Origin of the sequence: Franconibacter sp. IITDAS19 (assembly GCF_023079515.1) — a bacterium.
GTDB lineage: Bacteria > Pseudomonadota > Gammaproteobacteria > Enterobacterales > Enterobacteriaceae > Franconibacter > Franconibacter pulveris.
In genome coordinates this window covers 294,486-316,317 of record NZ_JALJCP010000008.1, presented here as the reverse complement: position 1 = coordinate 316,317, position 21,832 = coordinate 294,486, and the positions used below count along the sequence as shown (strand labels likewise).

General features: G+C 55.4%; 17 protein-coding genes, 1 tRNA gene and 2 pseudogenes. 7 read left to right on the top strand and 13 right to left on the bottom strand.

From position 1 onward, the window contains the following. Positions 1 to 106: 106 nt before the first annotated feature. Complete coding sequence (locus MT962_RS18655) at positions 107 to 799, bottom strand: hypothetical protein (RefSeq protein WP_024556285.1); 693 nt, start codon at positions 797 to 799, stop codon at positions 107 to 109. Then, complete coding sequence (locus MT962_RS18650; protein WP_247366201.1) at positions 796 to 3,000, bottom strand: M23 family metallopeptidase; 2,205 nt, start codon at positions 2,998 to 3,000, stop codon at positions 796 to 798. The genes MT962_RS18655 and MT962_RS18650 overlap by 4 nt, the downstream gene beginning before the upstream one ends. 364 nt (positions 3,001 to 3,364) lie before the next feature. On the opposite strand from MT962_RS18650, the pseudogene MT962_RS18645 reads away from it, so the two are divergent. Continuing rightward, a pseudogene (locus tag MT962_RS18645) lies at positions 3,365 to 3,904 on the top strand (IS3 family transposase); the annotation flags it as partial. 5 nt (positions 3,905 to 3,909) lie between these two features. Next, a pseudogene (locus tag MT962_RS18640) lies at positions 3,910 to 4,178 on the top strand (IS3 family transposase); the annotation flags it as partial. 179 nt (positions 4,179 to 4,357) lie between these two features. On the opposite strand, the gene MT962_RS18635 reads toward MT962_RS18640, so the two are convergent. From MT962_RS18635 to MT962_RS18625, 3 genes are all read right to left on the bottom strand, one after another. Further along, positions 4,358 to 4,434: transfer RNA gene (locus MT962_RS18635), tRNA-Pro, on the bottom strand. 77 nt (positions 4,435 to 4,511) lie between these two features. Continuing rightward, complete coding sequence (yejM, locus tag MT962_RS18630) at positions 4,512 to 6,272, bottom strand: LPS biosynthesis-modulating metalloenzyme YejM (RefSeq protein ID WP_247366200.1); 1,761 nt, start codon at positions 6,270 to 6,272, stop codon at positions 4,512 to 4,514. A gap of 18 nt (positions 6,273 to 6,290) precedes the next feature. Next, positions 6,291 to 6,518: a YejL family protein gene (locus MT962_RS18625; RefSeq protein WP_024559658.1), complete on the bottom strand. Its 228-nt coding sequence runs from the start codon at positions 6,516 to 6,518 to the stop codon at positions 6,291 to 6,293. 157 nt (positions 6,519 to 6,675) lie between these two features. Between MT962_RS18625 and yejK the strand changes: the two genes are divergently transcribed. After that, positions 6,676 to 7,683, top strand: coding sequence for a nucleoid-associated protein YejK (gene yejK / locus MT962_RS18620; RefSeq protein ID WP_247366199.1), 1,008 nt, complete (start codon positions 6,676 to 6,678; stop codon positions 7,681 to 7,683). A 93-nt stretch (positions 7,684 to 7,776) separates the two neighbouring features. Here the strand turns inward: yejK and rplY are convergent, their stop codons facing one another. Continuing rightward, complete coding sequence (gene rplY, locus MT962_RS18615; protein WP_024556290.1) at positions 7,777 to 8,061, bottom strand: 50S ribosomal protein L25; 285 nt, start codon at positions 8,059 to 8,061, stop codon at positions 7,777 to 7,779. 129 nt (positions 8,062 to 8,190) lie between these two features. After that, entirely contained in the window at positions 8,191 to 9,015 is an 825-nt protein-coding gene (locus tag MT962_RS18610) for a helix-turn-helix transcriptional regulator (RefSeq protein ID WP_024556291.1), read from the bottom strand. 103 nt (positions 9,016 to 9,118) lie between these two features. On the opposite strand from MT962_RS18610, the gene MT962_RS18605 reads away from it, so the two are divergent. Then, on the top strand, positions 9,119 to 10,018 hold the full coding sequence (locus MT962_RS18605; RefSeq protein ID WP_247366198.1) for an SDR family oxidoreductase: 900 nt from the start codon (positions 9,119 to 9,121) through the stop codon (positions 10,016 to 10,018). A gap of 8 nt (positions 10,019 to 10,026) precedes the next feature. On the opposite strand, the gene MT962_RS18600 is transcribed toward MT962_RS18605, so the two are convergent. Then, positions 10,027 to 11,781 (bottom strand): DEAD/DEAH box helicase, encoded by a 1,755-nt coding sequence (locus MT962_RS18600; protein ID WP_247366197.1) that lies wholly within the window; start codon positions 11,779 to 11,781, stop codon positions 10,027 to 10,029. 172 nt (positions 11,782 to 11,953) lie between these two features. Between MT962_RS18600 and rsuA the strand changes: the two genes are divergently transcribed. From rsuA to MT962_RS18585, 3 genes are all read left to right on the top strand, one after another. Beyond that, complete coding sequence (gene rsuA, locus MT962_RS18595; RefSeq protein WP_247366196.1) at positions 11,954 to 12,661, top strand: 16S rRNA pseudouridine(516) synthase RsuA; 708 nt, start codon at positions 11,954 to 11,956, stop codon at positions 12,659 to 12,661. A gap of 15 nt (positions 12,662 to 12,676) precedes the next feature. Then, complete coding sequence (locus MT962_RS18590; protein ID WP_024556295.1) at positions 12,677 to 13,867, top strand: Bcr/CflA family multidrug efflux MFS transporter; 1,191 nt, start codon at positions 12,677 to 12,679, stop codon at positions 13,865 to 13,867. Between the two features lie 346 nt (positions 13,868 to 14,213). Continuing rightward, positions 14,214 to 14,558 (top strand): YejG family protein, encoded by a 345-nt coding sequence (locus MT962_RS18585; protein ID WP_024556296.1) that lies wholly within the window; start codon positions 14,214 to 14,216, stop codon positions 14,556 to 14,558. Positions 14,559 to 14,563: 5 nt separating this feature from the next. On the opposite strand, the gene yejF is transcribed toward MT962_RS18585, so the two are convergent. The 5 genes from yejF to MT962_RS18560 form a co-directional block, all read right to left on the bottom strand. Next, on the bottom strand, positions 14,564 to 16,150 hold the full coding sequence (gene yejF, locus MT962_RS18580; protein WP_247366195.1) for a microcin C ABC transporter ATP-binding protein YejF: 1,587 nt from the start codon (positions 16,148 to 16,150) through the stop codon (positions 14,564 to 14,566). Between the two features lies 1 nt (position 16,151). Further along, positions 16,152 to 17,174 (bottom strand): microcin C ABC transporter permease, encoded by a 1,023-nt coding sequence (locus MT962_RS18575; protein WP_024559663.1) that lies wholly within the window; start codon positions 17,172 to 17,174, stop codon positions 16,152 to 16,154. Then, positions 17,171 to 18,268, bottom strand: coding sequence for a microcin C ABC transporter permease YejB (locus MT962_RS18570; protein ID WP_048888130.1), 1,098 nt, complete (start codon positions 18,266 to 18,268; stop codon positions 17,171 to 17,173). The genes MT962_RS18575 and MT962_RS18570 overlap by 4 nt, the downstream gene beginning before the upstream one ends. 8 nt (positions 18,269 to 18,276) lie before the next feature. Next, entirely contained in the window at positions 18,277 to 20,082 is a 1,806-nt protein-coding gene (locus MT962_RS18565) for an extracellular solute-binding protein (protein ID WP_247366194.1), read from the bottom strand. 110 nt (positions 20,083 to 20,192) lie between these two features. Continuing rightward, the gene (locus MT962_RS18560; protein ID WP_024556301.1) at positions 20,193 to 21,755 is read right to left on the bottom strand and encodes a cyclic di-GMP phosphodiesterase; all 1,563 of its coding nucleotides are present in this window, start codon (positions 21,753 to 21,755) and stop codon (positions 20,193 to 20,195) included. Between the last annotated feature and the right edge of the window lie 77 nt (positions 21,756 to 21,832).

The following is a 21,832-nucleotide window of genomic DNA, read 5'->3' as shown; positions in this document are numbered from 1 at the left end:
TCACCACGAACGTTGGGGAACCTCTGTTCAGTAGGTATTGAAATAACACCACCGTCAAAAAAGCCCCGCAGGGCTTTTTAATAATGACTCTATCGGAGCGACTTGCTTACAGATTTGACGGGAGGCCCATTTCAATAGTCTCAAGGGATTTGAGCACATAGGGGCTGAAATCAACATCCTTGCCGTCAAACGTGTAAACCATCGGGCCAGAGCCGCACAGAGCATCACCATCGTGCATCAGGCAGAATGAAATTGTTTTGCCTTTTACTCCGTGGTCCCTGTCTTCTTTGGGGATGTTGCTGTTAATGACGGCATACCCTTTGGCGTTTACGGACTCGATGTTGTACAAAGCCACTGGTTGCAGGTCGCTTATATTACTGATCCCGTAACGGCGTAATGACTCTTTCGTTTCGTCCTTGCTCAGGTGGTATTTCTTTTTCTTCCAGGTCCCACTTTTTTTATCAAAATAGACCTTTTCCGGGAGCAGTCGGCCAGGGCCGAAACCATCTTCTTTCACAGTGTTCTCAAAATCGCAGACCCAAAAAGTTATCCCCTTATATACAGGGTTATTTTTCTTATCTTTTTGGGAGCGATAGGGTTCTGGCGTGAAGTCTTTGAAGGTGACATCGCCGCAACCGCTGTTAGTAATAGCGTTATAATCGCTATACTGTTCCTCTAATCTGTTCATGACAGGTTGCGTTTCGCTGATGTTATCCGGCATATTTACTTCTGGTGTTATTTCTCCCCATACAACAGAAGGACAAATCACCAGTATAAGTAGTAGAAGTTGTTTATTCATTTTGCTCTCCTTAGCTGACCAGATTCTGGCTGGTCATTCACTGTCTTTTGATTTTCTGCTGGGAGCTTCATTTCAGTTAGTACCGATATGGCATTACCATACACACAGCAACGGGCTTCAAAACCATTCAGGGCGGTTGAATATAAATCATCTCTCTTTCCGGGTAGATTCACCGTGGCGCAGGCTTTCCAGAATGCCGGGCTGCGGTAGTAAATTCGTGTTCGCATACCGGCGCTGACGATGCATCGTTCCAGAGTGTGTTCTTCATCTGCGTAAGAAGCCATTGGATTCATAGACCAGTAGAACCCTGCACTATCTGCCACTGTTTCGTCAGAACTGGCTACTGTATCTCTCAACTCAATCACATTTACAGGTAAGGCAGGATGATCTGTATCAGCCAGCTTATTACCTTTATGTCGTTGTTCTCCCGACAGTCTCGATAATCGGATGTATTCCGTTATCAGGTCCTGACTGACCTTTTCCGGATATGATTTACCGCAGAAGGTGAAATAACGGAAATAGTTGCGCGGGTTCGTCAGTTGTAGCAGTCCGCGGCCGTGCCACGGGTAGTACCAGAGTTGGGTGCTTCCACCTTCTTCCGTACGGGTTAACCATTGGGTCTCCTGAATGGCATTTCCCAGGAAACAGGCGACACGCAGAGGCGTAGTTATAAGGTATTTCTGCATCGCCTGATTAAGTGGGACATTGATGCGCTCAGCCAGATTTTTTTCCCCGTCATGATAAGGGATGGACTCCCATACCATGCCTTTTGCTTTCCCTGCGTTGCGGATGCCGTGCATGGGAACAAGCTGTTTCAGCTCCTGTTTGCTCAGCCAGCCACATTTGCGAAAGTGGCTGATAAATTCTGCCGGGTGAAAATGCCACAAGTGACCTGAGCCAAGCGCTCCCGGGTCGAAACACAGCGCGGATGCATGGGTTTTAATTTTTTCATAGTCCGCATCCTGCATGGCCGGAATATCGTCATTACCTGATTTTAACCACGAATAACGCTGGTCAAAGGTGGCTGCGTTCCATTCCAGCGGGAACCGGCAAACCAGCCGGCTGCTTATCGCACTGAAATGCCCGTCTTTCTGTAATGACTTCACAAATAACGAATTGCACTGGCTGTTGTTGTCGGTGTCGTCGTCCACCATCCACCACCCTGTCCAGTGGGGGAAATCCGCATCGCTGAATTTTTTTATCTCAGGGACGGCCAGATTGACCATGCCTGTGCCACCGGGGAAGCTAACGGTTCGCCATAACGGGGCATTTACGGGTGTCAGAGTGGTATCTGTGCTGATAACTCGACCAAAGCGTAGTAACTCAAACCCGGCAGATGGATTTTGCGGGTATAGATGAAGCGCTGTGCGGTATAGGCTGTATTCGTATCCCTCAGAGTTACCGCTATGTTTAACGTAGTCAGTATCCACTAAGGGATCGCCAACTTTGTCATAAACAAAATCATAGGTCGCATTTTTCCTGCGTGTGACCATCGTACAGCTACCTTTTTCGAAGGTCATACTGACGTACAGCGGCTCGGTGCTGATATAAACGACTTTGAGCTGAGAAACATTCGGGGAAGCCATGTCCGGGATCTGATCGTAAAATACCGTCCCGGCAGGCAGATAAAAATGAATATCACCGTATACGGTGTCCGTTCTGCCATCTGCCGCAATATTCAGCCCCGGAGTGGTTCGTCCGGTCAGCTTCATCATGTTCTCGTCGTCACAGAATACCTGAAAATGGAAGGCATTCGCGCCGTCCACCATGCCACTCTGTCCAATAACATCCTTACGCCAGATTTTGGCCCCTTCCACGATGGCCGGATCCAGCCGGTTCTGAAGATGCATGTAAAGGGAATAGAAAACAATGCTGCCGCTGTCTCCGCTACCAATGGCGGTTTCATGCTTCAGCAGCACATAACCGTCATCGGTTTTTCCGTTGTAGTTCAGCGGGAACGCATCGCGTTTTTCCAGCGCTGAAGGTTTGCGAAAGGAGACCACCACCCCGTCGGCAATAGCCCGAAGCATTTCCGGGCGGCTGGTCGCGTCGGTATGAGTGACGTGTACGCCACCATGCCAGGAGCCATGCGCGTTGAGCGGAAAACTCCGGCGTGCATCGATGGGAAGCATACTGTTTACCCAGGCATAATCACTGTCACTGGCATTCTGTTCGCGGATAAATGGCGGGCTGATTATCATAATCCCCTCCCTGCAAGTTGCAGCAGGATGTATTGCCAGGAGATATTTCGGGAAGGGGGAACGCGGTTGTATATGTACGAATGGCTCATTCTGTATTCCTTTCAGAAAGCATTAACAGTCAATACATTAGCCGTGCCGAAAGAATGTACAATGGCTTTACTGTAATGAAAATTAACAGGAATTGAATTAAATTATGTTTAACGCGTCGTTCATATTTTCAATGAATATATCTAGTGGAATTTTTTAATTCCGCGGGGTAAAAATTCGTCCGCCTGGTCATTCAGATTCACATTGGTCTGCGTTCTGCCTTTGATGCGCCAGGTCAGATACTGGCTGCGGTATTCCTTTGCGACCTGCTTTATGGCTCGGGCGTCAGTTCCCTGTACCGGAACCAGACCGGGTGTGGTGCGGAGATATTACGTATGTCCAGGCCGGAAACTGCTGGTGCTACCTGGCGGTTGTCATGGATCTTTTTGCCCGCAGAGTTATCGGTTGGAGTCTGTCAGCAAATGCCGATACCGCACTGATAAGCAGCGCTCTGCGGATGGCATATGAGACGCGTGGTTAACCACGTGATGTCATGTTCCATAGCGGTCAGGGAAGCCAGTATACAGACTAGCAATATCAACAACTTCTCTGGCGTTACAGAATAAAACAAAGCGTTAGTCGACGGGGAAACTGCTGGGATAATAGCCCCATGGAGCGCTTCTTCCGCAGCCTGAAAACAGAATGGGTACCAGTGACTGGTTACGCAGGTAAGGACGAGGCCCGGCAGCAGATCAATGATTATATATTGAACTACTACAATAGCGTCAGACCTCACCATTATAACGGTGGGCTGACGCCGGAAGAGTCAGAGAACGGATACCATTTTTACTGTAAAACCGTGGCCAATATTACTTGACCACTTCACTTGAGGAAGAGAACGCCAGACTCAGGAAGCTGCTTGCCGAAGCCATGCCGGATAAGGAGGCACTTTAGATGGCTCTGGGGCGAAAGTACTGACGACAGACCAGAAGCGGGAAGCCGTTGAATTTATGTGTGATGCGACCGGTCTGTCGCAACGTCGTGCCTGCAGGCTTACAGCTTTGTCTCTGCCGACCTGCCGCTACGAGGCTCAGCGTCCGGATATATCAGGGCGCATTATTGAGCTGGCACTGGAGCGCAGGCGTTTTGGCTAGCGCCGCATTCTAAAGACGCTTCGATCATCTCACCTGCTGTGCGTGTGGCAACTAAGCAAGTTCTAAATACGGGGTATTCAGGAAGAAATTACAGAGGTGTTACCATCATTTTGCCATTGCCAAATCGCAGGCATAAAAAAACCAACCGCAATGGGTTGGTTTTTTTTGGGATTTTTTGGTCGGCACGAGAGGATTTGAACCTCCGACCCCTGACACCCCATGACAGTGCGCTACCAGGCTGCGCTACGTGCCGACACGTGGAGGCTTATACTACCCGTTTCTTCGCTGATTGCAAGGGTGCGGCTGGCTGACTGATTTATAAATAATCAATCAGTTAGCGATAAAGCGTTTTTCTTCCGTCAGCACCTGCAGCAGCAAGCCCAACTGCGGTTTATCTTCGTTCATGCGCTCGCCGCTCAGGTCATAGAGACGGTAGTTGCCGTTATTATCCAGCACTAAAGTCATCTGCGGCGTCGTCACCGCCAGCGTGTTGCTGTCGGCGCTTACGACCCAGTTATTGCGGCGCACCGGCGCAAACAAGTCTTCACCCTGTGAATATTCATAAGAGGGCGTGCGCACATGCAGCAGACGCTGCATCAGCGTTGTCATCACATCCTGATGCGTGGTGAGCTTGGTTACGCGCTGGGCAGGTGTGCCCGGCCAGTGGATAACCAGCGGCACCTGAATGCGCGGGCGGCTCCAGCCGAAGCTCTCCTGCTGACTGCCCAGCGGCACGCCGCGCCCGGCGGTAATAATCACCACCGTATTATCAAGCTTGCCGGTGCTCTGCAGGGCCGACAGCACGCGCTGAATCTGCGCATCGACGTTTTCAGCCGCGCGGCTATAGCGGCGCGTGAAGTTAGCCTGCTGAGTATCTTCAATCGCCGTGCCGTTGAACGCGACCCAGGAGAACCAGCGGTTATCTTCGGAGGCGAATTTATCAAGCCAGCTTATCCACTGCGAGGCGGTCTGCTCATCGCTCTGGCGACGGGACGCAGGCAGCGAGAAATCTGAAAGCAGCGCCTGGCGATAGAGGGGGCTGTTGAAGCCGTCCGACGAGAACAGGCCAAGCTGGTAGCCCTGCTGGTTCAGCGCGGTAATCAGCGCCGCCGGAATACGCGCCGACAGCACGCCATCCATATAAGACGGCGAAATGCCATAGAACAGGCCGAAGATGCCGTTATCGACATAGTTGCCTGAGCTCATGTGCTGGGTGAAATTCACGTTCTGTTGGGCGAACTGCGCAAGCCCTGGCATCTGCTTTTCAAAGCGCGAATAGTTAAGACCATCCACGGTAATAAACAGCACGTTATGACCTGCGCCCATATCGGTATAACGCAGGTCGCTTAGCGGATATTGCACCGACACCGCTTCCGGATCCCCCTGTTCCACGAGGCGGCGCTGGTACTCCTGCGCGTCCAGCAGACCATGTTTTTCCAGAAAACGGCGCGCCGTCATAGGATAAGAGAGCGGCAGGTTAGCGCGCTGCATGGTGATGGGGCGGTAGAAGTTGGCGTCCGCCCAGATATACATCACATGAGTGGCGATAAACGCCGCGAAGAATAGTCCCGCCACGGGTCTTGCGTAGCGCCGCCGCCGCGTAAGGCTGCGAAGCTTCTGCCAGCTCCAGGTAGCGAAGAGCATCTCAATAAGGAAAATAACCGGCACGCCGATAAACATCAGCTGCCAGTCGCGGGCCATTTCGCCCTGTTCGGGGTTGACCACCAGTTGCCACACCACCGGGTTCAGGTGCAGGTGGAAGCGGGTAAAGACCTCGCTGTCGATTAACAGCAGCGTCATCCCGACGGTCGCGAGCAGGGCGGAGAGAAACCGCATCAGCCGCTGCGACATCACCACAAAGGTGAGCGGGAAGAGAATTAACAGATAGGTGGCGAAAACCAGAAAACTGAAGTGGCCGACCAGGCTTACGTAAGAGTAAACGCGACCCGTAAGCGTAGTCGGCCAGTCGGCGATAAACAGGTAGCGGCTACCCATCACCATGGCCAACAGAATGTTGAACAGGGCGAACCAGTGCCCCCAGCTTATCATCTGGGAGACTTTTTCGGCGTAGCGCTGACGGTTAGTCACCATGCTTGTTTACGGTATCCCTTAATGCGCATTATCTTCGCGGACGGAGGACTGCAGCGCCTCGGCGAAGGAGCGAGCCAGCGCCTGACGCTGCGCAGGCGCTACGCTGGTGTTAATCAGATTGGTGACCATATTGCCAAGCACCATCAGAGACAGATCGGTGGGCGCTTTGTGCTTTTCCAGCACATTCACCAGTTCACTCAGCAGTTCTTCAACGCGTTCATCACTATAGCGGGACAGTTGTGGCATAACTCGACATCAGTTTAATCAGTAAAGTGCGATATCTTACCGTAGCAACCGCCATTTTTCCCGCATTTTATCAACGGTGGACGTCAGGAAACATCTGCGGTTGCGCAGCGCGACAGGCAGTGGTTGAATACCGTCCTGTCTGACAGGAGAGTTTATCATGAGTCTGGATATCGACCAGATTGCCTTACATCAGTTAATTAAGCGCGACGAGCAGAACCTGGAGCTGGTGCTGCGCGACTCGCTGCTTGAGCCAAACGTAACGGTTTCCGAGATGATGGCCGAGCTGCACCGCGTCTATAGCGCGAAAAGCAAAGCTTATGGTCTGTTTAACGAAGAGAGCGAGCTTGCCCAGGCGCTGCGTCAGTGCCGCAAGGGGGAAGATGATTTTCTCGCCTTCAGCCGCGCGGCCACCGGCCGCCTGCGCGACGAGCTGGCGAAATACCCCTTTGCCGACGGCGGCGTAGTGCTGTTTTGCCAGTATCGTTATCTGGCGGTGGAGTATCTGCTGGTTGCCGTGCTGAATAACTTAAGCAGCATGCGGGTCAATGAAAATCTGGATATCAGCTCCACGCATTATCTGGATATCAACCATGCCGATATTGTGGCGCGCATCGATCTGACCGAGTGGGAAACCAATCCGGAGTCGACCCGTTATCTGACGTTCCTGAAAGGGCGGGTAGGGCGCAAAGTCGCCGATTTCTTTATGGATTTCCTCGGCGCCAGCGAAGGGCTTAACGCCAAAGCGCAAAACCGCGGCCTGTTGCAGGCGGTGGACGATTTCACCGCCGAAGCGCAGCTGGATAAAAACGAGCGACAAAACGTGCGGGCGCAGGTGTACACCTACTGCAACGAGCAGCTGCAGGCGGGTGAAGAAATCACGCTTTCCGAGCTGTCAAAAGAGCTGTCCAATTTCGGCGAGAAGAGCTTTGAGGCGTTTACCGCCGAGCAGGGTTATGAGCTGGAAGAGAGCTTCCCGGCGGATCGCAGCACGCTGCGCCAGTTGACGAAATATGCCGGCAGCGGCGGCGGGCTGACGATCAATTTTGATGCGACGCTGCTTGGCGAGCGGATTTTCTGGGATCCGGCTACCGACACGCTGACCATTAAAGGCACGCCGCCGAACCTGCGCGACCAGCTACAGCGCCGCACCAGCGGCAAATCGTAACCAGCCTTATCCGCCGCAAGGCGGGTAAGCTAAACCGCAGCCATAAAAAAACGCCGCATTAAGCGGCGTTTTTTCTGAACATCATTGCGGCAATTAAGCGCGAACGAAGTCCATGTGCTGCAGTTTCGGCTTGTAAGCGTGACGCTGAACAGCCTGAACTTTAACTTTTACTTCTTTGCCATCAACAACGAGGGTCAGAACTTCGCTGTAGAACTCAGGTTTAGCCTGCATGTTCATCAGTTTGTCGTGATCCAGTTCGATAGCGATTGCAGCTTCTTCGCCGCCATAGATGATGGCCGGGAATTTGTTAGCTGTGCGCAGGCGGCGGCTCGCACCCTTACCCTGCTCTTTACGTGCTTGTGCTTCGATAGTAAACATGACTGTCTCTCTATAAATAATCCTGTTACAGGCGACCCAGCAACAGGTAGATGATCGGCTTTGCGGATGCAAAAGCGGGCGGCATTATAGCCGCGAACGACGCCGGTGACAATCAAAACAGCGGTTTCGTTACCTCTGCGCGGCGGCTATCAGCGCTTCAATGCGCCGCTGGCTCTCTTGCGACGCGGGATTAAAAACCATCATTGTCAGGTCGGGACGGCTTTCGACCACAAAGGTGGAAAACTCAAGCGCAATCTCGCCGATATCGGGATGCTGCAATTGCTTAAGGCCTTCACCGTGGCTTGTCACATCATTACGGCGCCACAGGGCGGCGAATTCAGCGCTGCTCTGGCACAGCTCATCCACCAGCTTCGTCATGGCTTGCGAGTCTCCGGCCCGCGCGATATCGGCTCTGAAAGCGCTGACGACCAGACCTGCGACGCGCTCCCACTCTTTTTGTCCATGCCGGACGCGAGAGTCGCTAAACAGCAGGCGCAAAATATTGCGCTGTTCCCGCGTAAGCCTGGCGTAATCGGTCAAAATGACGGCGGCGGCGCGATTCCATGCCAGCACATCCCAGGTCACGTTTTTGATAATGGCGGGGCTTGTCGGCAGCGCATCCAGCACGCGCTGAAGGCGGGGCGTTATCGTTTCTGAGCTCGGGTAGCGCGATTCAGGCGGATGACCGAAGGCGAGCAGAAAGAGATGCTCACGCTCGGCCTCGGTGAGCCGCAGGCCGGCGGCGATGCGGTTAAGCACCTCTCTCGACGGCGTGCCGCCGCGCCCTTGCTCAAGCCACGTATACCAGGTGGGACTGATGTTCGCCATCAGCGCCACCTCTTCACGACGCAGGCCAGGCGTACGGCGGCGTTGCGCCTGGAAGCCGAACGCTATGGGGTCGCGCCGCGTCCGGCAGGCCTTAAGAAAATGGCCGAGTGGATTCTGGTTATCCATAGGCTTCGTTATCCTGTTAAGTTTTATACCCTGATAATGTCACTACTTTTATCGTATCAGCGGTGGTATAGCCTGTCCTGACGATTCCTTCAGGAGGTCTGCTATGCGTCTGTTCATCACCGGAGCGACAGGGTTTATCGGCTCCCATCTTATCCCTGAACTGCAAAAGGCCGGACATCAGGTAACGGGCCTGGCGCGAACGGATGCCAGCGCCCGGGCGCTCAGGGCGGCGGGCGCTGGGGTGCATCTCGGCACGCTGGAGCAGCCCGAAAGCCTGCTTGCTGGCCTTGAAAGCGCCGACGCCGTTATTCATACCGCTTTCGATCACGATTTCAGCCGTTTCGCTGAAAATTGCGAAAAAGACCGGCGCGTGATTACAACGCTTGGCGCGGCGCTGAAAGACAGCTCCCGTCCGTTAATCATTACCTCCGGCACCGGCATGGGCGACGGGGCCGATGGGCGCCCGGCGACGGAGGCGGTATTTAATCCTGCGCATCCTAACCCGCGCATTGCATCGGAACAGGCGGGCAAAGCGGCGCTGGAGAGCGGCGTAGATGTGCGCGTCGTTCGCCTGCCGCAGGTGCATGATACGCGCAGGCAAGGCCTTATCTCTTACTATATTGCGCTGGCGAAGGAGAAAGGCGTAGCGGCGTACAGCGGCGACGGCGCAAACTGTTGGTCGGCGGCGCACGTAAGCGATGTGGCGCGCCTTTACCGGCTGGCGCTGGAGCAGGGGCGCCGCGGCGAGCGTTATCACGCCGTGGCGGAGCAGGCGGTGGCGTTTGTCGATATCGCCCGGACGGTGGCGAAAGGGCTCGGCGTTGAGGCGGTTTCCTTGCCGCCAGCCGCGGCGGCGGAACATTTTGGCTGGTTCGCCGCCTTCGCCTCGCTCGATCTTCGCGCCAGCAGCGACTGGACGCAGCGACAGCTTGGCTGGACGCCGCAGGGGCCGTCGCTTATCGAGGATTTGCAGGCGATGGATTACACCGCCGCGCTGCGTTAATCAGCCTGTCAACGCAGTTCGTTTGCCCGCCGAAAGCGCCCTTCGTAATCGAAGACTTTTTCACGCACCTGCCAGTACTGGCCTTTAAGACGCGCCACCACAAAATCGGGGTGGCGCAGCAGCGCCTGCTGGGCCACGATATCCGCTACCTTATTCCAGCGCAGCGGGATGCCCGGCGCGCGGGTATGAGGGCGGATAAAGAGCTGTTCGAAAGCCGTGCGCTGGGCGGGCGTTTGCAGGCGAAAACGCTCAGAAACGTCCGCGCCGTCTTCATCGTAATAGGTAATTTTCAGCCATTCGCCTTTTTCATCGCCGCCCGGCTGCAGCTGCATGCCGCCGCAGCGCAGCACCAGCGCGTCTTTAAGCTTCAGCGCCGCTTTCAGCATATCGTCCGGGTCCACCAGCACGTGATCGCATTCACGGCAGCGGCGGGCGGCGATGTCATTTTCCGCATTGCACTGCGGGCAGTTTTTGAAGCGAAAGCGGTAATCGCACTGTTCCCGGCGCCCGTCGTCATCTTCAAACCAGCCCTGGCAGCGGCGGCCGAAGTGCTCGATGATGGTGCCGTCGGCGGTCGTTTTACCCCAGAACGTATTGGCGAAGCCGCAATCGGGGCAGAACACCTGCACAGGCACGTTGTCGCTCTTTTTCTTCGGGCTTCCCACTTCGGGCGTGTAAAGGTCATGCGGGTTGCCGGCGTAATCCAGTATCAGGCAGTCGGTTTTGCCCGGCGCCAGGCGCAGGCCGCGCCCGACGATTTGCTGGTAAAGACTCACAGACTCCGTAGGGCGGAGAATGGCTATCAGGTCCACGTGCGGCGCATCAAAACCGGTAGTAAGCACTGACACATTAACCAGATAGCGGAATTTCTGCGCTTTAAACGCCTCTATAAGCTCGTCGCGCGCCGGGCCGGGCGTTTCGCCGGTAATCAATGCCGCGTCGCTGGCGGGCAGCAGGCCGGTTATCTCTTTGGCATGCTCCACCGTGGCGGCGAAAATCATGACCCCTTTGCGCGTTTGCGCAAACTCCTCAATCTGGCTGATGATATGCGGCGTAATGCGCTTCTGCTTTTTCAGTTCGCGGTTGAGATCCGCCTCGCTGAACAGGCCGTTGGACTGCGCCTGCAGGCGGCTGAAATCGTACTGCACCACGGGCATATCAAGCCGCTCCGGCGGCGTGAGGTAGCCATGCTTAATCATATAGCGCAGCGGCAACTCATAAATGCAGTCGCGGAACAGCGCGTTTTCGGCGCCGCGCACCATGCCGTGGTAGTGAAACTGGTAAATCCAGCCTTTGCCGAGGCGGTAAGGCGTCGCAGTCAGCCCCAGCAGACGTAAGTGAGGATTCACCTTTTTCAGGTGCGTCAGGATTTGCTGATACTGGCTTTCGTCATCGTCGCTGATGCGATGGCACTCATCGACAATCAAAAGTGAAAATTCGCCCTGAAAATGGTCCAGGTTTCGGGCAACGGATTGCACGCTGCCAAAGACCACCTTGCCATGGCTCTCCTTACGGGCAAGGCCGGCGGCGTAAATATCCGCCTCGAGTCCGAGCGCGCAATACTTGGCGTGGTTTTGCGCCACCAGCTCTTTAACGTGCGCCAGCACCAGCACGCGGCCGCGGGCAACGCGCGCCAGTTCGGCGATAACCAGGCTTTTGCCTGCGCCGGTCGGCAGGACAATCACGGCGGGATCGCGACGACGGCGAAAGTAGCTGAGGGTGGCGTCCACCGCTTCTTGCTGATAGGGGCGTAGGGTAAACATTGGCTTACTGAATAAAGGAATCACGCTAATATTATGCCATGAATTAATTTCGTCTTGTGAGACGGTTACAGCCCGTTATACTGAGCGGCTTGCTCCGCCGCTCACTCACCAACAGGCGTTAGCTCAACCAGCCCAGGCTGGATTTTCCAGATAAGACAGGCAATTAAAACGCATGCGACTCGATAAGTTTATCGCCCAGCAGCTTGGCGTCAGCCGCGCTATTGCTGGCCGTGAAATTCGCGCCAGCCGGGTAACGGTAGATGGCGACATCATCAAAGACAGCGCTTTTAAACTCTCCCCCGACCATGATGTGGAGTATGACGGCAATGCGCTAACGCAGCAGACCGGCCCGCGTTACTTCATGCTCAACAAGCCCCAGGGCTACGTTTGCTCAACGGATGACCCGGATCATCCGACGGTGCTCTATTTTCTTGACGTGCCGGTGGCCCACAAGCTGCATGCCGCAGGCCGCCTGGATATCGACACCACCGGGCTGGTGCTGATGACCGATGACGGTCAGTGGTCGCACCGCATCACTTCGCCGCGCCATCACTGTGAGAAAACCTATCTTGTAACGCTGGAATCGCCGGTCGCGGACGATACGGCCGAGCGCTTTGCGCAAGGCATCCAGTTGCACAATGAAAAAGATCTCACCAAACCGGCGCAGCTTGAGGTCATCACGCCCACCGAAGTGCGGCTGACCATCAGCGAAGGGCGCTATCACCAGGTGAAGCGGATGTTTGCGGCGGTTGGCAACCATGTGGTGGCGCTCCACCGCGAGCGCATCGGCGAGATTGCGCTGGATCCGGCGCTGGAGCCTGGCGAATACCGCCCGCTTACCGAAGAAGAAATCGCCAGCGTCGGCGCGCCGACACGCTAATTTCAGGAGAACCTTGTGACCGCGAGGCAAAATTCATCGCTGGGTATTGTGCTGATCCTTGGCCTGTTGGCCATGCTGATGCCGCTTTCTATCGATATGTACCTGCCTGCGCTGCCGGTGATTGCGCAGGAGTATGGCGTTGACGCAGGCAGGACGCAGATGACGCTAAGCTCTTATATTCTGGGCTTCGCTATCGGCCAGCTCTTTTACGGGCCGATGGCCGACAGTATCGGGCGCAAGCCGGTGATTCTCGGCGGCACGCTGATTTTCGCCGCGGCGGCGGTCGCCTGCGCGCTGTCGCAGTCCGTTGACCAGCTTATCGCCATGCGTCTGCTGCACGGTCTGGCTGCGGCGGCGGCAAGCGTGGTGATAAACGCCCTGATGCGCGATATCTATCCGAAAGAAGAGTTCTCGCGCATGATGTCTTTCGTTATGCTGGTTACCACTATCGCGCCGCTGGTGGCGCCGATGGCGGGCGGGGCGGTGCTGGTCTGGTTTAACTGGCATGCAATTTTCTGGATCCTGGCGCTACTGGCGCTGCTCGCCTCCGTCGCCATCTTCTTTCTTATACGCGAAACGCTGCCTGTCGAACGTCGCCAGAAGTTTCACTTTCGCACCACGCTTGGTAATTTCGCTACGCTGTTTCGCCATAAGCGCGTGCTTAGCTATATGCTTGCAAGCGGTTTCAGCTTTGCGGGAATGTTCTCGTTTTTAAGCGCCGGGCCGTTTGTTTACATTGAGCTTAACCATGTTTCGCCGCAGCACTTTGGCTACTATTTCGCGCTGAATATCGTCTTTCTGTTCCTGATGACCATCGTTAACAGCCGCTTTGTTCGCCGCGTTGGCGCAGTTAAAATGTTTCGCAACGGGCTGTACGTGCAGTTCTTAATGGCGTTGTGGATGGTGGTCAGCGCCGAGTTGAACCTCGGTTTCTGGGCGCTGGTGCTGGGCGTGGCGGCCTTTGTCGGCTGCGTATCGCTGGTGGCCTCTAACGCGATGGCGGTTATTCTGGATGAGTTTCCTCATATGGCGGGAACCGCCTCTTCGCTTGCGGGCACCTTCCGCTTTGGCATTGGCGCCATTACCGGCGCACTGCTCTCTTTATCAACCTTTACCTCCGCCTGGCCGATGATTTGGTCTATCGCGTTTTGCGCGACCTGCTCCATGCTTTTCTACCTTTACGCCAGCCGGCCGCGCCGCACGTAAACGGCTTCATCAAAGTGACACAGAGGGCGCGAAACGCGCCCTTTTTTATTTGATATCAACGCGCGCGTCTTTTGTATGCGGTAATTTGTTTCGCGAATGTAAAAGTAAAGCGGTGAAAAAGTCACAACCCTGTAGTAAAAAAGGTTGAGTTAGATCGCAGAAAGGGGTACATATAGCGCCAAAATGCGATCTGTCGCACATAAAATAGTACTTATGAATGAAAGAGTAATGTCGCAGCGGTAAGACATGTAAGCGGTTTCTTTGTTGATTTGATCACCTTTTTTCAACATTGTGTTAACCTGTATGTAAACCGTTTGTGAAATTTACTGGCTTCGGGGAACAAAATTTGAACATGTTACAACTCTCCATCGTCCATCGCTTGCCGCAAAGCTATCGTTGGCGGGCAGGTTTTACGGGTTCAAAAGTTGAACCGATTCCGCAGCAAAACGGCCCGTGCGAAAATTGCCTTGTGGGTCTGAAGCTGCTGAGTCCGGATGGCGAAAAAGCCTGGCCGGTGATGCACAAGTTAAGCCAGGCGCTGAGCGATATCGAAGTGGATTGCTCCGTAGTGGAGTGCGAAGGCGAACCTACGCTGTTTGTAAACGGTCAGGATGAATTTGCCGCTACCTGCCGCCTGAAGAATTTCGGCGTGGCTATTGCAGAGACGTTTTCTGGCCAGAATCCCTTCTGAACGCGTCAGCGCAGCGTAAGCAGCTGACGCGTATAGTCCGCCTGCGGGGCGGTAAAAATTTGCTGGCAGTTTCCTTGTTCCACCACTTCACCCTGGCGCAGCACCACCACCTGATGGCATAGCGAGCGCACCACCTGAAGATCGTGACTGATAAAAATGTAAGCCAGGCGATGCCGGGCCTGCAGCGTTTTGAGCAACGCCAGCACCTGCGCCTGCACGGTGCGGTCAAGCGAAGAGGTCGGCTCGTCGAGTACGATCAGGTCGGGTTTAAGAATAAGCGCCCTTGCAATCGCGATACGCTGGCGCTGTCCGCCGGAAAATTCCGCCGGGTAGCGCTGACGCGTTTGCGGGTCCAGCCCCACTTCCTGCATAACGGCTGTGACGTGCGCTTCCCGCTCAGCGGCGGATAAACCGGGCTTATGTACGCGTAATCCTTCTTCGATTATTTGCAGCACATTAAGCCTTGGGTTGAGTGAGGAATTAGGATCCTGGAACACGACCTGGATGCGATGGCGCACTGGCAGCATCTGTTTGCGATTCCACGCATGCAGCGGCTGGCCGTCAAAAATAATTTCTCCTTTAGAGGGCAGCAGCCGCAGCAGCGCGAGCCCGGTAGTGCTTTTACCAGAACCCGATTCGCCCACCAGCCCAAGGCTCTCGCCGGGGCGCAGCGTAAAGCTAATCTCTTTTACCGCGTAGTGATTATCCACCACTCGCTTTAGCAAGCCGCGCCGGATGGGAAAGGCGACCTGAAGCTTATCCACGGTTAACAGCGGCGCGGCTGGCGCCACCGGCACCGGTTCGCCTGCGGGCTCGGCATCCAGCAGGCGGCGCGTATAGTCGTGCTGCGGCGCAAGAAAGAGTGCGGCAGTGCGGTTACGCTCCACACATTCGCCGCTCTGCATTACCGCCACATTGTCCGCCAGCCGCTTCACGATATTGAGGTTATGCGTAATGAACAGCAGCCCCATATTCAGCTCGCGCTTCAGCTCATCCAGCAGCGTCAGGATTTGCTCCTGCACAGACACATCCAGCGCCGTGGTGGGTTCGTCAGCAATCAGCAGCTCGGGACGGGTCAGCAGCGCCATCGCTATCATTACGCGCTGGCGCTCGCCGCCTGAAAGCTGGTGTGGAAAATCATTGAGCCGCTTAGCAGGCTGACGGATGCCGACGCGCTCAAGACAGGTGATAATTTCCGCGCGCGCCGGCTCGCGGCGCATTCCCCGGTGCAGCGAAAGCACCTCATAAAGCTGTCGCTCGACGTTGTGCAGCGGGTTGAGTGAAACCATCGGCTCCTGAAAAATCATTGCGATGCGGTTGCCCCGCACGCTGCGCAGCTGTTGTTCAGAAGCGGTAAGCAGCGACTGGCCGTGAAAGAGAATATCGCCTTCTGGATAAACAACGGGCGGCGAGGGGAGCAAACGCAGCACGGAAAGCGCGGTCACGCTCTTGCCGGAGCCCGATTCCCCCACCAGCGCCAGCGTCTCACCGGCGTTGATGCTCAAGGAGAGCGTATTCACCACCCGACGTTCCGTTTCCTGCTGGCGAAACGCGATGGAAAGCTGTTCGATGGAGAGTAAAGGTTGCGCCATATCAGACCGCCTTGCCCGGATCGAAGGCGTCGCGCACCGCTTCGCCAATAAAGATTAACAGCGAAAGTAAAATCGCCAGCGAAAAGAAGGCGGTAATGCCAAGCCAGGGCGCCTGCAGATTGTTTTTGCCCTGCAGCAGCAGTTCACCCAGCGAAGGAGAGCCGAGCGGCAGACCGAAGCCGAGGAAATCGAGTGAGGTGAGGGTGGTAATCGACCCGCAAAGGATAAACGGCAGAAAAGTGAGGGTCGCCACCATCGCGTTAGGCAGCATATGCCGCCACATAATAGCTCTGTCGCTGACGCCCAGCGCCTGGGCTGCGCGGATATAGTCAAAATTGCGGGTGCGTAAAAACTCAGCGCGCACCACGCCCACAAGGCTCATCCAGCCAAACAGCACGGTGATGGCAAGCAACCACCAGAAACCCGGCTGCACCACGCTTGAAAGCAGGATAATTAAAAACAGCGTCGGCATGCCGGACCAGACTTCAATAAAGCGCTGGCCCCACAGGTCCACCTTGCCGCCGTAATAGCCCTGCACCGCGCCCGCCAGCACGCCGATAACGCTTGAGCTTAGCGTCAGCATCAGACCGAACAACAGCGAAATGCGCGTGCCGTAAAGAATGCGCGCCAGCACGTCGCCGCCGTTCGCGTCAGTGCCCAGCCAGTTTTGCGCTGAAGGAGGCGAGGGGAAAGGGCTCGTGGTTGCGTAATTAATGGCGTTGGCGCCAAAGCGGACAGGCGCCCACAGGGTCCAGCCGGACGCCAGCTGCTGGCGGAGCCAGGGATCCTGATAGTCGGCGCGGGTGGCGAGCGGGCCGCCGAAATCGCTTTCGCTGTAATCCACCGCTACCGGGAAATACCAGCGGTCCTGAAAATGGACTATCAACGGTCTGTCGTTGGCGAGCAGTTCAGAAAACAGGCTCAGGGTGAAGAGTATTGCAAAGATCCAGAGCGACCAGTAACCGCGACGGTTACGACGAAACCGCGCCCAGCGCGCCTGGTTTACCGGGCTTAATCGACTCATCCGCGTCCCTCGAAATCGATGCGCGGATCGACCAGCGTATAGGTAATATCGCTCAGGATATTCAACAGCAGGCCGATCAGCGTGAAGATGTAAAGCGTGCCAAACATCACCGGATAATCGCGTGAGACGGTGGCTTCATAGCCCAGCAGCCCCAGGCCGTTGAGCGAGAACATCACTTCAATCAACAGCGAACCGGTAAAAAACATGCTGATGAAGGTGGCCGGAAAGCCCGCGATGACCAGCAGCATGGCGTTGCGAAAGATATGTTTCCAGAGGATCTGCTTTTCCCCTACGCCCTTCGCACGGGCGGTCACTACGTACTGCTTGCGGATCTCGTCCAGAAACGCGTTTTTCGTCAGCATCGTCAGTGCCGCGAAGCCGCCAATGACCGTTGCCAGCACCGGCAGGGTGATATGCCAGAGATAATCGGCGATTTTCTTATACCAGGGGAGGGTATCGAAATTCGCCGACACCAGGCCGCGCAGCGGGAAAATATCAAACCAGGTGCCGCCCGCAAACAGCACAATCAGCAGAATGGCAAACAGAAATGCCGGTACGGCATAACCGACGATAATAAACGCGCTGCTCCAGATATCGAACCCGCTGCCGTTATGCACCGCCTTGCGAATGCCAAGCGGAATGGAAACCAGGTAGATAATCAAAGTGCTCCATAACCCAAGCGTAACGGAAACCGGCAGGCTATCGCCAATCAGTTGCACCACCGACGCGCTGCGAAACAAGCTGTCGCCAAAGTCGAAACGCAGATAATCGCCGAGCATCTTCAGGTAACGCTCGTGAAGCGGCTTATCGAATCCGTAACGATGGGTAATTTCCGCGATGATTTCCGGGTCCAGCCCGCGCGCGCCGCGATACTGGCTATCCCCAATGTTGCCGACGCCCGTTTGCGCATGCGTGGCGCCTGCGCCTTCCGCGCTCACCCCCGGCACGCCGCTGCCGTGGCCAAACTGAATTGCGGCGATAGCCTGGTCCACCGGTCCGCCGGGGGCTATCTGCACAATAAAAAAGTTAAGGGTAATGATGGCCCACAGCGTCGGGATAATCAGTAGTAAACGCCGAATCAGATATGCGCCCATGTCGTTCCTTAGCGCCGCGCCGCAGGCAGCTTCGCCGCTTTGTTTACGTCATACCACCAGGTATCGAAACCCAGCGAATAAACAGGATGGATGCCGGGACGGGAGAATTTATCCCAGCGGGCAAAACGGTCGGCGGAGGTATACCACATCGGCAGCATGTAATAGTTCCAGGTCAGCACCCTGTCCAGCGCGCGGCCCAGCGGCAACAGTTTCTCTTTGTTGCCCTGGTTTTCGAGAATTTGCGCGATAAGTTTATCCACCGCCGGGTTTTGAACACCGGGGGAATTATAGGTGGAATCAATGTAGGCGGAAGCCCATGAGATCTGCAAGTCGCCGCTCGGCCATGGCATGGCGCGATAAAGCGTGGGGATCATGTCGTAATCGCGCTTGCGCAGGCGATTGGTAAGTTGTGAATTATCCACCTGACGAATAGACATGGTGATGCCAAGCCGCTCAAGGTTGTGCTGGAAGGGCAGCACCCACTGGTTATTGCCTGCCGCCGAAAGCAATAACTCGAAGCTGAAAGGCTGCCCCGTTTTCTCGTTAACCAGCTTTTGATCTTTCAGCGTCCAGCCTGCCGCCTTCAGCAATGTAAGCGCTTTCAGCAGATGGTTGCGGTCAAAGCCATCGCCGTGAGAAACCGGCGGCTGGTAGATGGTAGTAAAGACCTCCGGAGGCACGTCGTTTTTCAGCGGCGCGAGTAAGGTGAGTTCGGCGGCATCCGGGTAATTTCGCGCGGCGTATTCGGTATTCTGGAAATAGCTGACGGGGCGGCTGTAAGCGCCATAAAACAGCGCCTTGTTCATCCATTCAAAATCAAAGGCGAGGGTTATCGCTTCCCGCACCCGACGGTCGGCGAACAGGGGGCGCTGGATATTAAACGCCAGCCAGCGGGTATCCTGCGCCGATTCGTTTTTTTGCTCTTCCTTGACAATATAACGGCTGTCGAAGTTTTTGCCGTTATAGCGTGTCGCCCAGTTTTTGGGGCTGCTTTCAAGTCGAAAATCAAAGGCGCCCGCTTTGAACGCTTCAAACGCTACGTTATCGTCCAGGTAATAGTCGTAGCGCAGGGTATCGAAGTTCCAGCGGCCCTGGTTTACCGGCAGGTTTGCCGCCCAGTAATCTTTTACGCGTGAATAAACCACGTACTGGCCCATGCGAAAATCGGTGATTTGATAGGGGCCGCTTGCCAGCGGCGGACGGGAGAGCGGGTCGCTGAGCTTATGATCTTTCCAGTATTTATGCGGCATTACCGGCAGCGAAAGCAGTCCCAGCATATCCTCTTTGCCCGGTTTCGCCAGCTCAATCCGCACCGTCAGCGGCGCGATGGCTTTTACCGTCGCCCCTTTATAATAAAGACGGAACTGCGGCACCCCTTCAGTCATGAATTTGTGAAAGGTAAAGGCGACATCATCCGCCGTGATGGACGAGCCGTCATGAAAGCGCGCGCGCGGGTTAATTTCCACCTCCGCCCAGGCGAAGTCAGGCGAGTAGCGCAGCATTTCGCCGACCAGCGGATAGTAACTTCCCGGCTCGTCATCCGAGGTGGTAAACAGCGGATCGTAAAGCGCCTCGGTGCGTATGGCCGCGTTGCCGCGCAGGGCGTAGCGGTTGAAGTTATCAAAGGTGCCGATGGCTGAAAGCGTGACGTTGCCGCCTTTAGGCGCTGCCGGGTTGACGTAATCGAAGTGGGTAAAATTTACGGCGTACTTAGGCTCTCCCAGAATGGCCAGGGAGTAGCTCTCTTTTATCGGTTCGGCCTGACAAACCGCACCATACAGGATCAGCAGTACTACAAGCGCGCGTGCAAACATGAGATAGCCTGTTAAAAAATCCTTATTATCGCCAGCCCGGGGCCTTAACCGCAGACTGGCGGGTCTGAGCATAATAAGGGAGGGCGCGGATGAGGGAAATACTCTGACGGTTAATCGTCTTCTGAGAATGTCACGCCTTCGGTAAGCTGCGCAAGGCGCAGCGGGCGGCTGAAATAGTAACCCTGTAAATAGGTTACATGCTGCTCGCGTAGCCATTTCGCCTGTTCTGCGGTTTCAACCCCTTCGGCTACGGTGTTCATATTAAGCCGTTTCGCAAGGGTAATCACCGCATCCAGCACGGGTGAAGTAACGGTCTCCGTGCCGATGGCATTAACAAAACCACGGTCAATTTTTAAGTAATCAAGCTTAAAGCGCTCAAGATAAATCAGGGCGCTGTGGCCGGTGCCAAAATCATCCACCGCAATCTCAAAACCTTCATCATGCAGCCACTGAAACAAGCCCAGCGCCTCTTTTTCCTGAATCATGTCGCGCTCAGTAATTTCAAAGACGATATGAAAGTAATCGGGCGGCAGCGAGGCGGCAAACTGGCGTATGTCCTCTTTAAAAGTGGCGGAGTGCAGATGACCTGGCGCGATGTTTACGCCAAGCTTGGCGCCGCGCGGCAGCACTTTTTGCAGCTGCGGCGCATCGGCGGCAATCAGCTTAAACAGGTGGCGAGTGAGCGGCACAATCAGCTGCTGCGCTTCGGCGAAGCTGATGAATGCGTCTGGCGGGATCATGCCCGCTTCGGGATGCTCCCAGCGCATCAGCGCTTCCACGCCCGTCATGCGCAATTCACGGGATTCCACCACCGGCTGATACATCACAAAGAACTGGTGACGTTTGATGCCGATTAAAATCTCTTTGCCCGAGCGGGAGCGGGTGTAAAGCAAATAGCCGGTCAGCACGCCACCGAGCAGACCGCTCAGGATCCCGAGCAGCACGGAAAGCTGAATGTCCTGCGCAGGCCAGACGTTGCCGTAGAGGTAAATCTGCATGGGATAGCCTGCGATGCTGGCGGTACGCAAGGGCTCAGGAGGAAGGTCTTTGGTGCCCCTGAGTCCGTTTTCGAACGTGGTCAGCGCTTCGTTGCCCACCACCAGCGCGATGCCGGTAATGTCGCGCTGGCGAGCGGTAAAGAGCAGGTAGGGGGTGAGGTTAACGTTAAGGATAGTGAAAACGCCGCGCCCGCTGTCCGTCGGATTGCGAAACCACATGGCGATGGCCGGTTTGCCGGGCAACATTGGCGTACCTTTAACGATATCCATATCAACCTCTTTATCAGGATCGATATCCGTCATGAGGTCCATCAGAGGTACGCGTATCGCGCCAATAGCCGAAGAGCAGTAGGCGATTTCGTCACGAATCAACAAGAACGCCCGCACGTTGACGTTAAACGCGGCGCGGGAGGTGAGGTCGGCTGAGACCATCGAGCAGTCAGCCAGCGTCAGCGGCTGTAAACTGTCCGCGGTGGTTTTAAGATCGTGAAAATAATGGGCGAGGTAATGTTGAATGTCGCTTGTCAGCAGCGTCCAGGCTTGTTCACGCTTATGATGAAGATAGATTGTGTAAAGGCTGCTCACCAGCAGGGCGATAAGCAACCCTGCGGCCAGGCTGGTCGCTGCTATCTTTTTTGGCGTCGACAGCCTTGAAGAAAAGTGGGGTAACGGCATTGGGTCTGGCTCCCGCAAAGACAAGGCTGGCGCTTAGCGTAATGCTGATGACTGTGGCCGGATAAAGGGACGTGCGG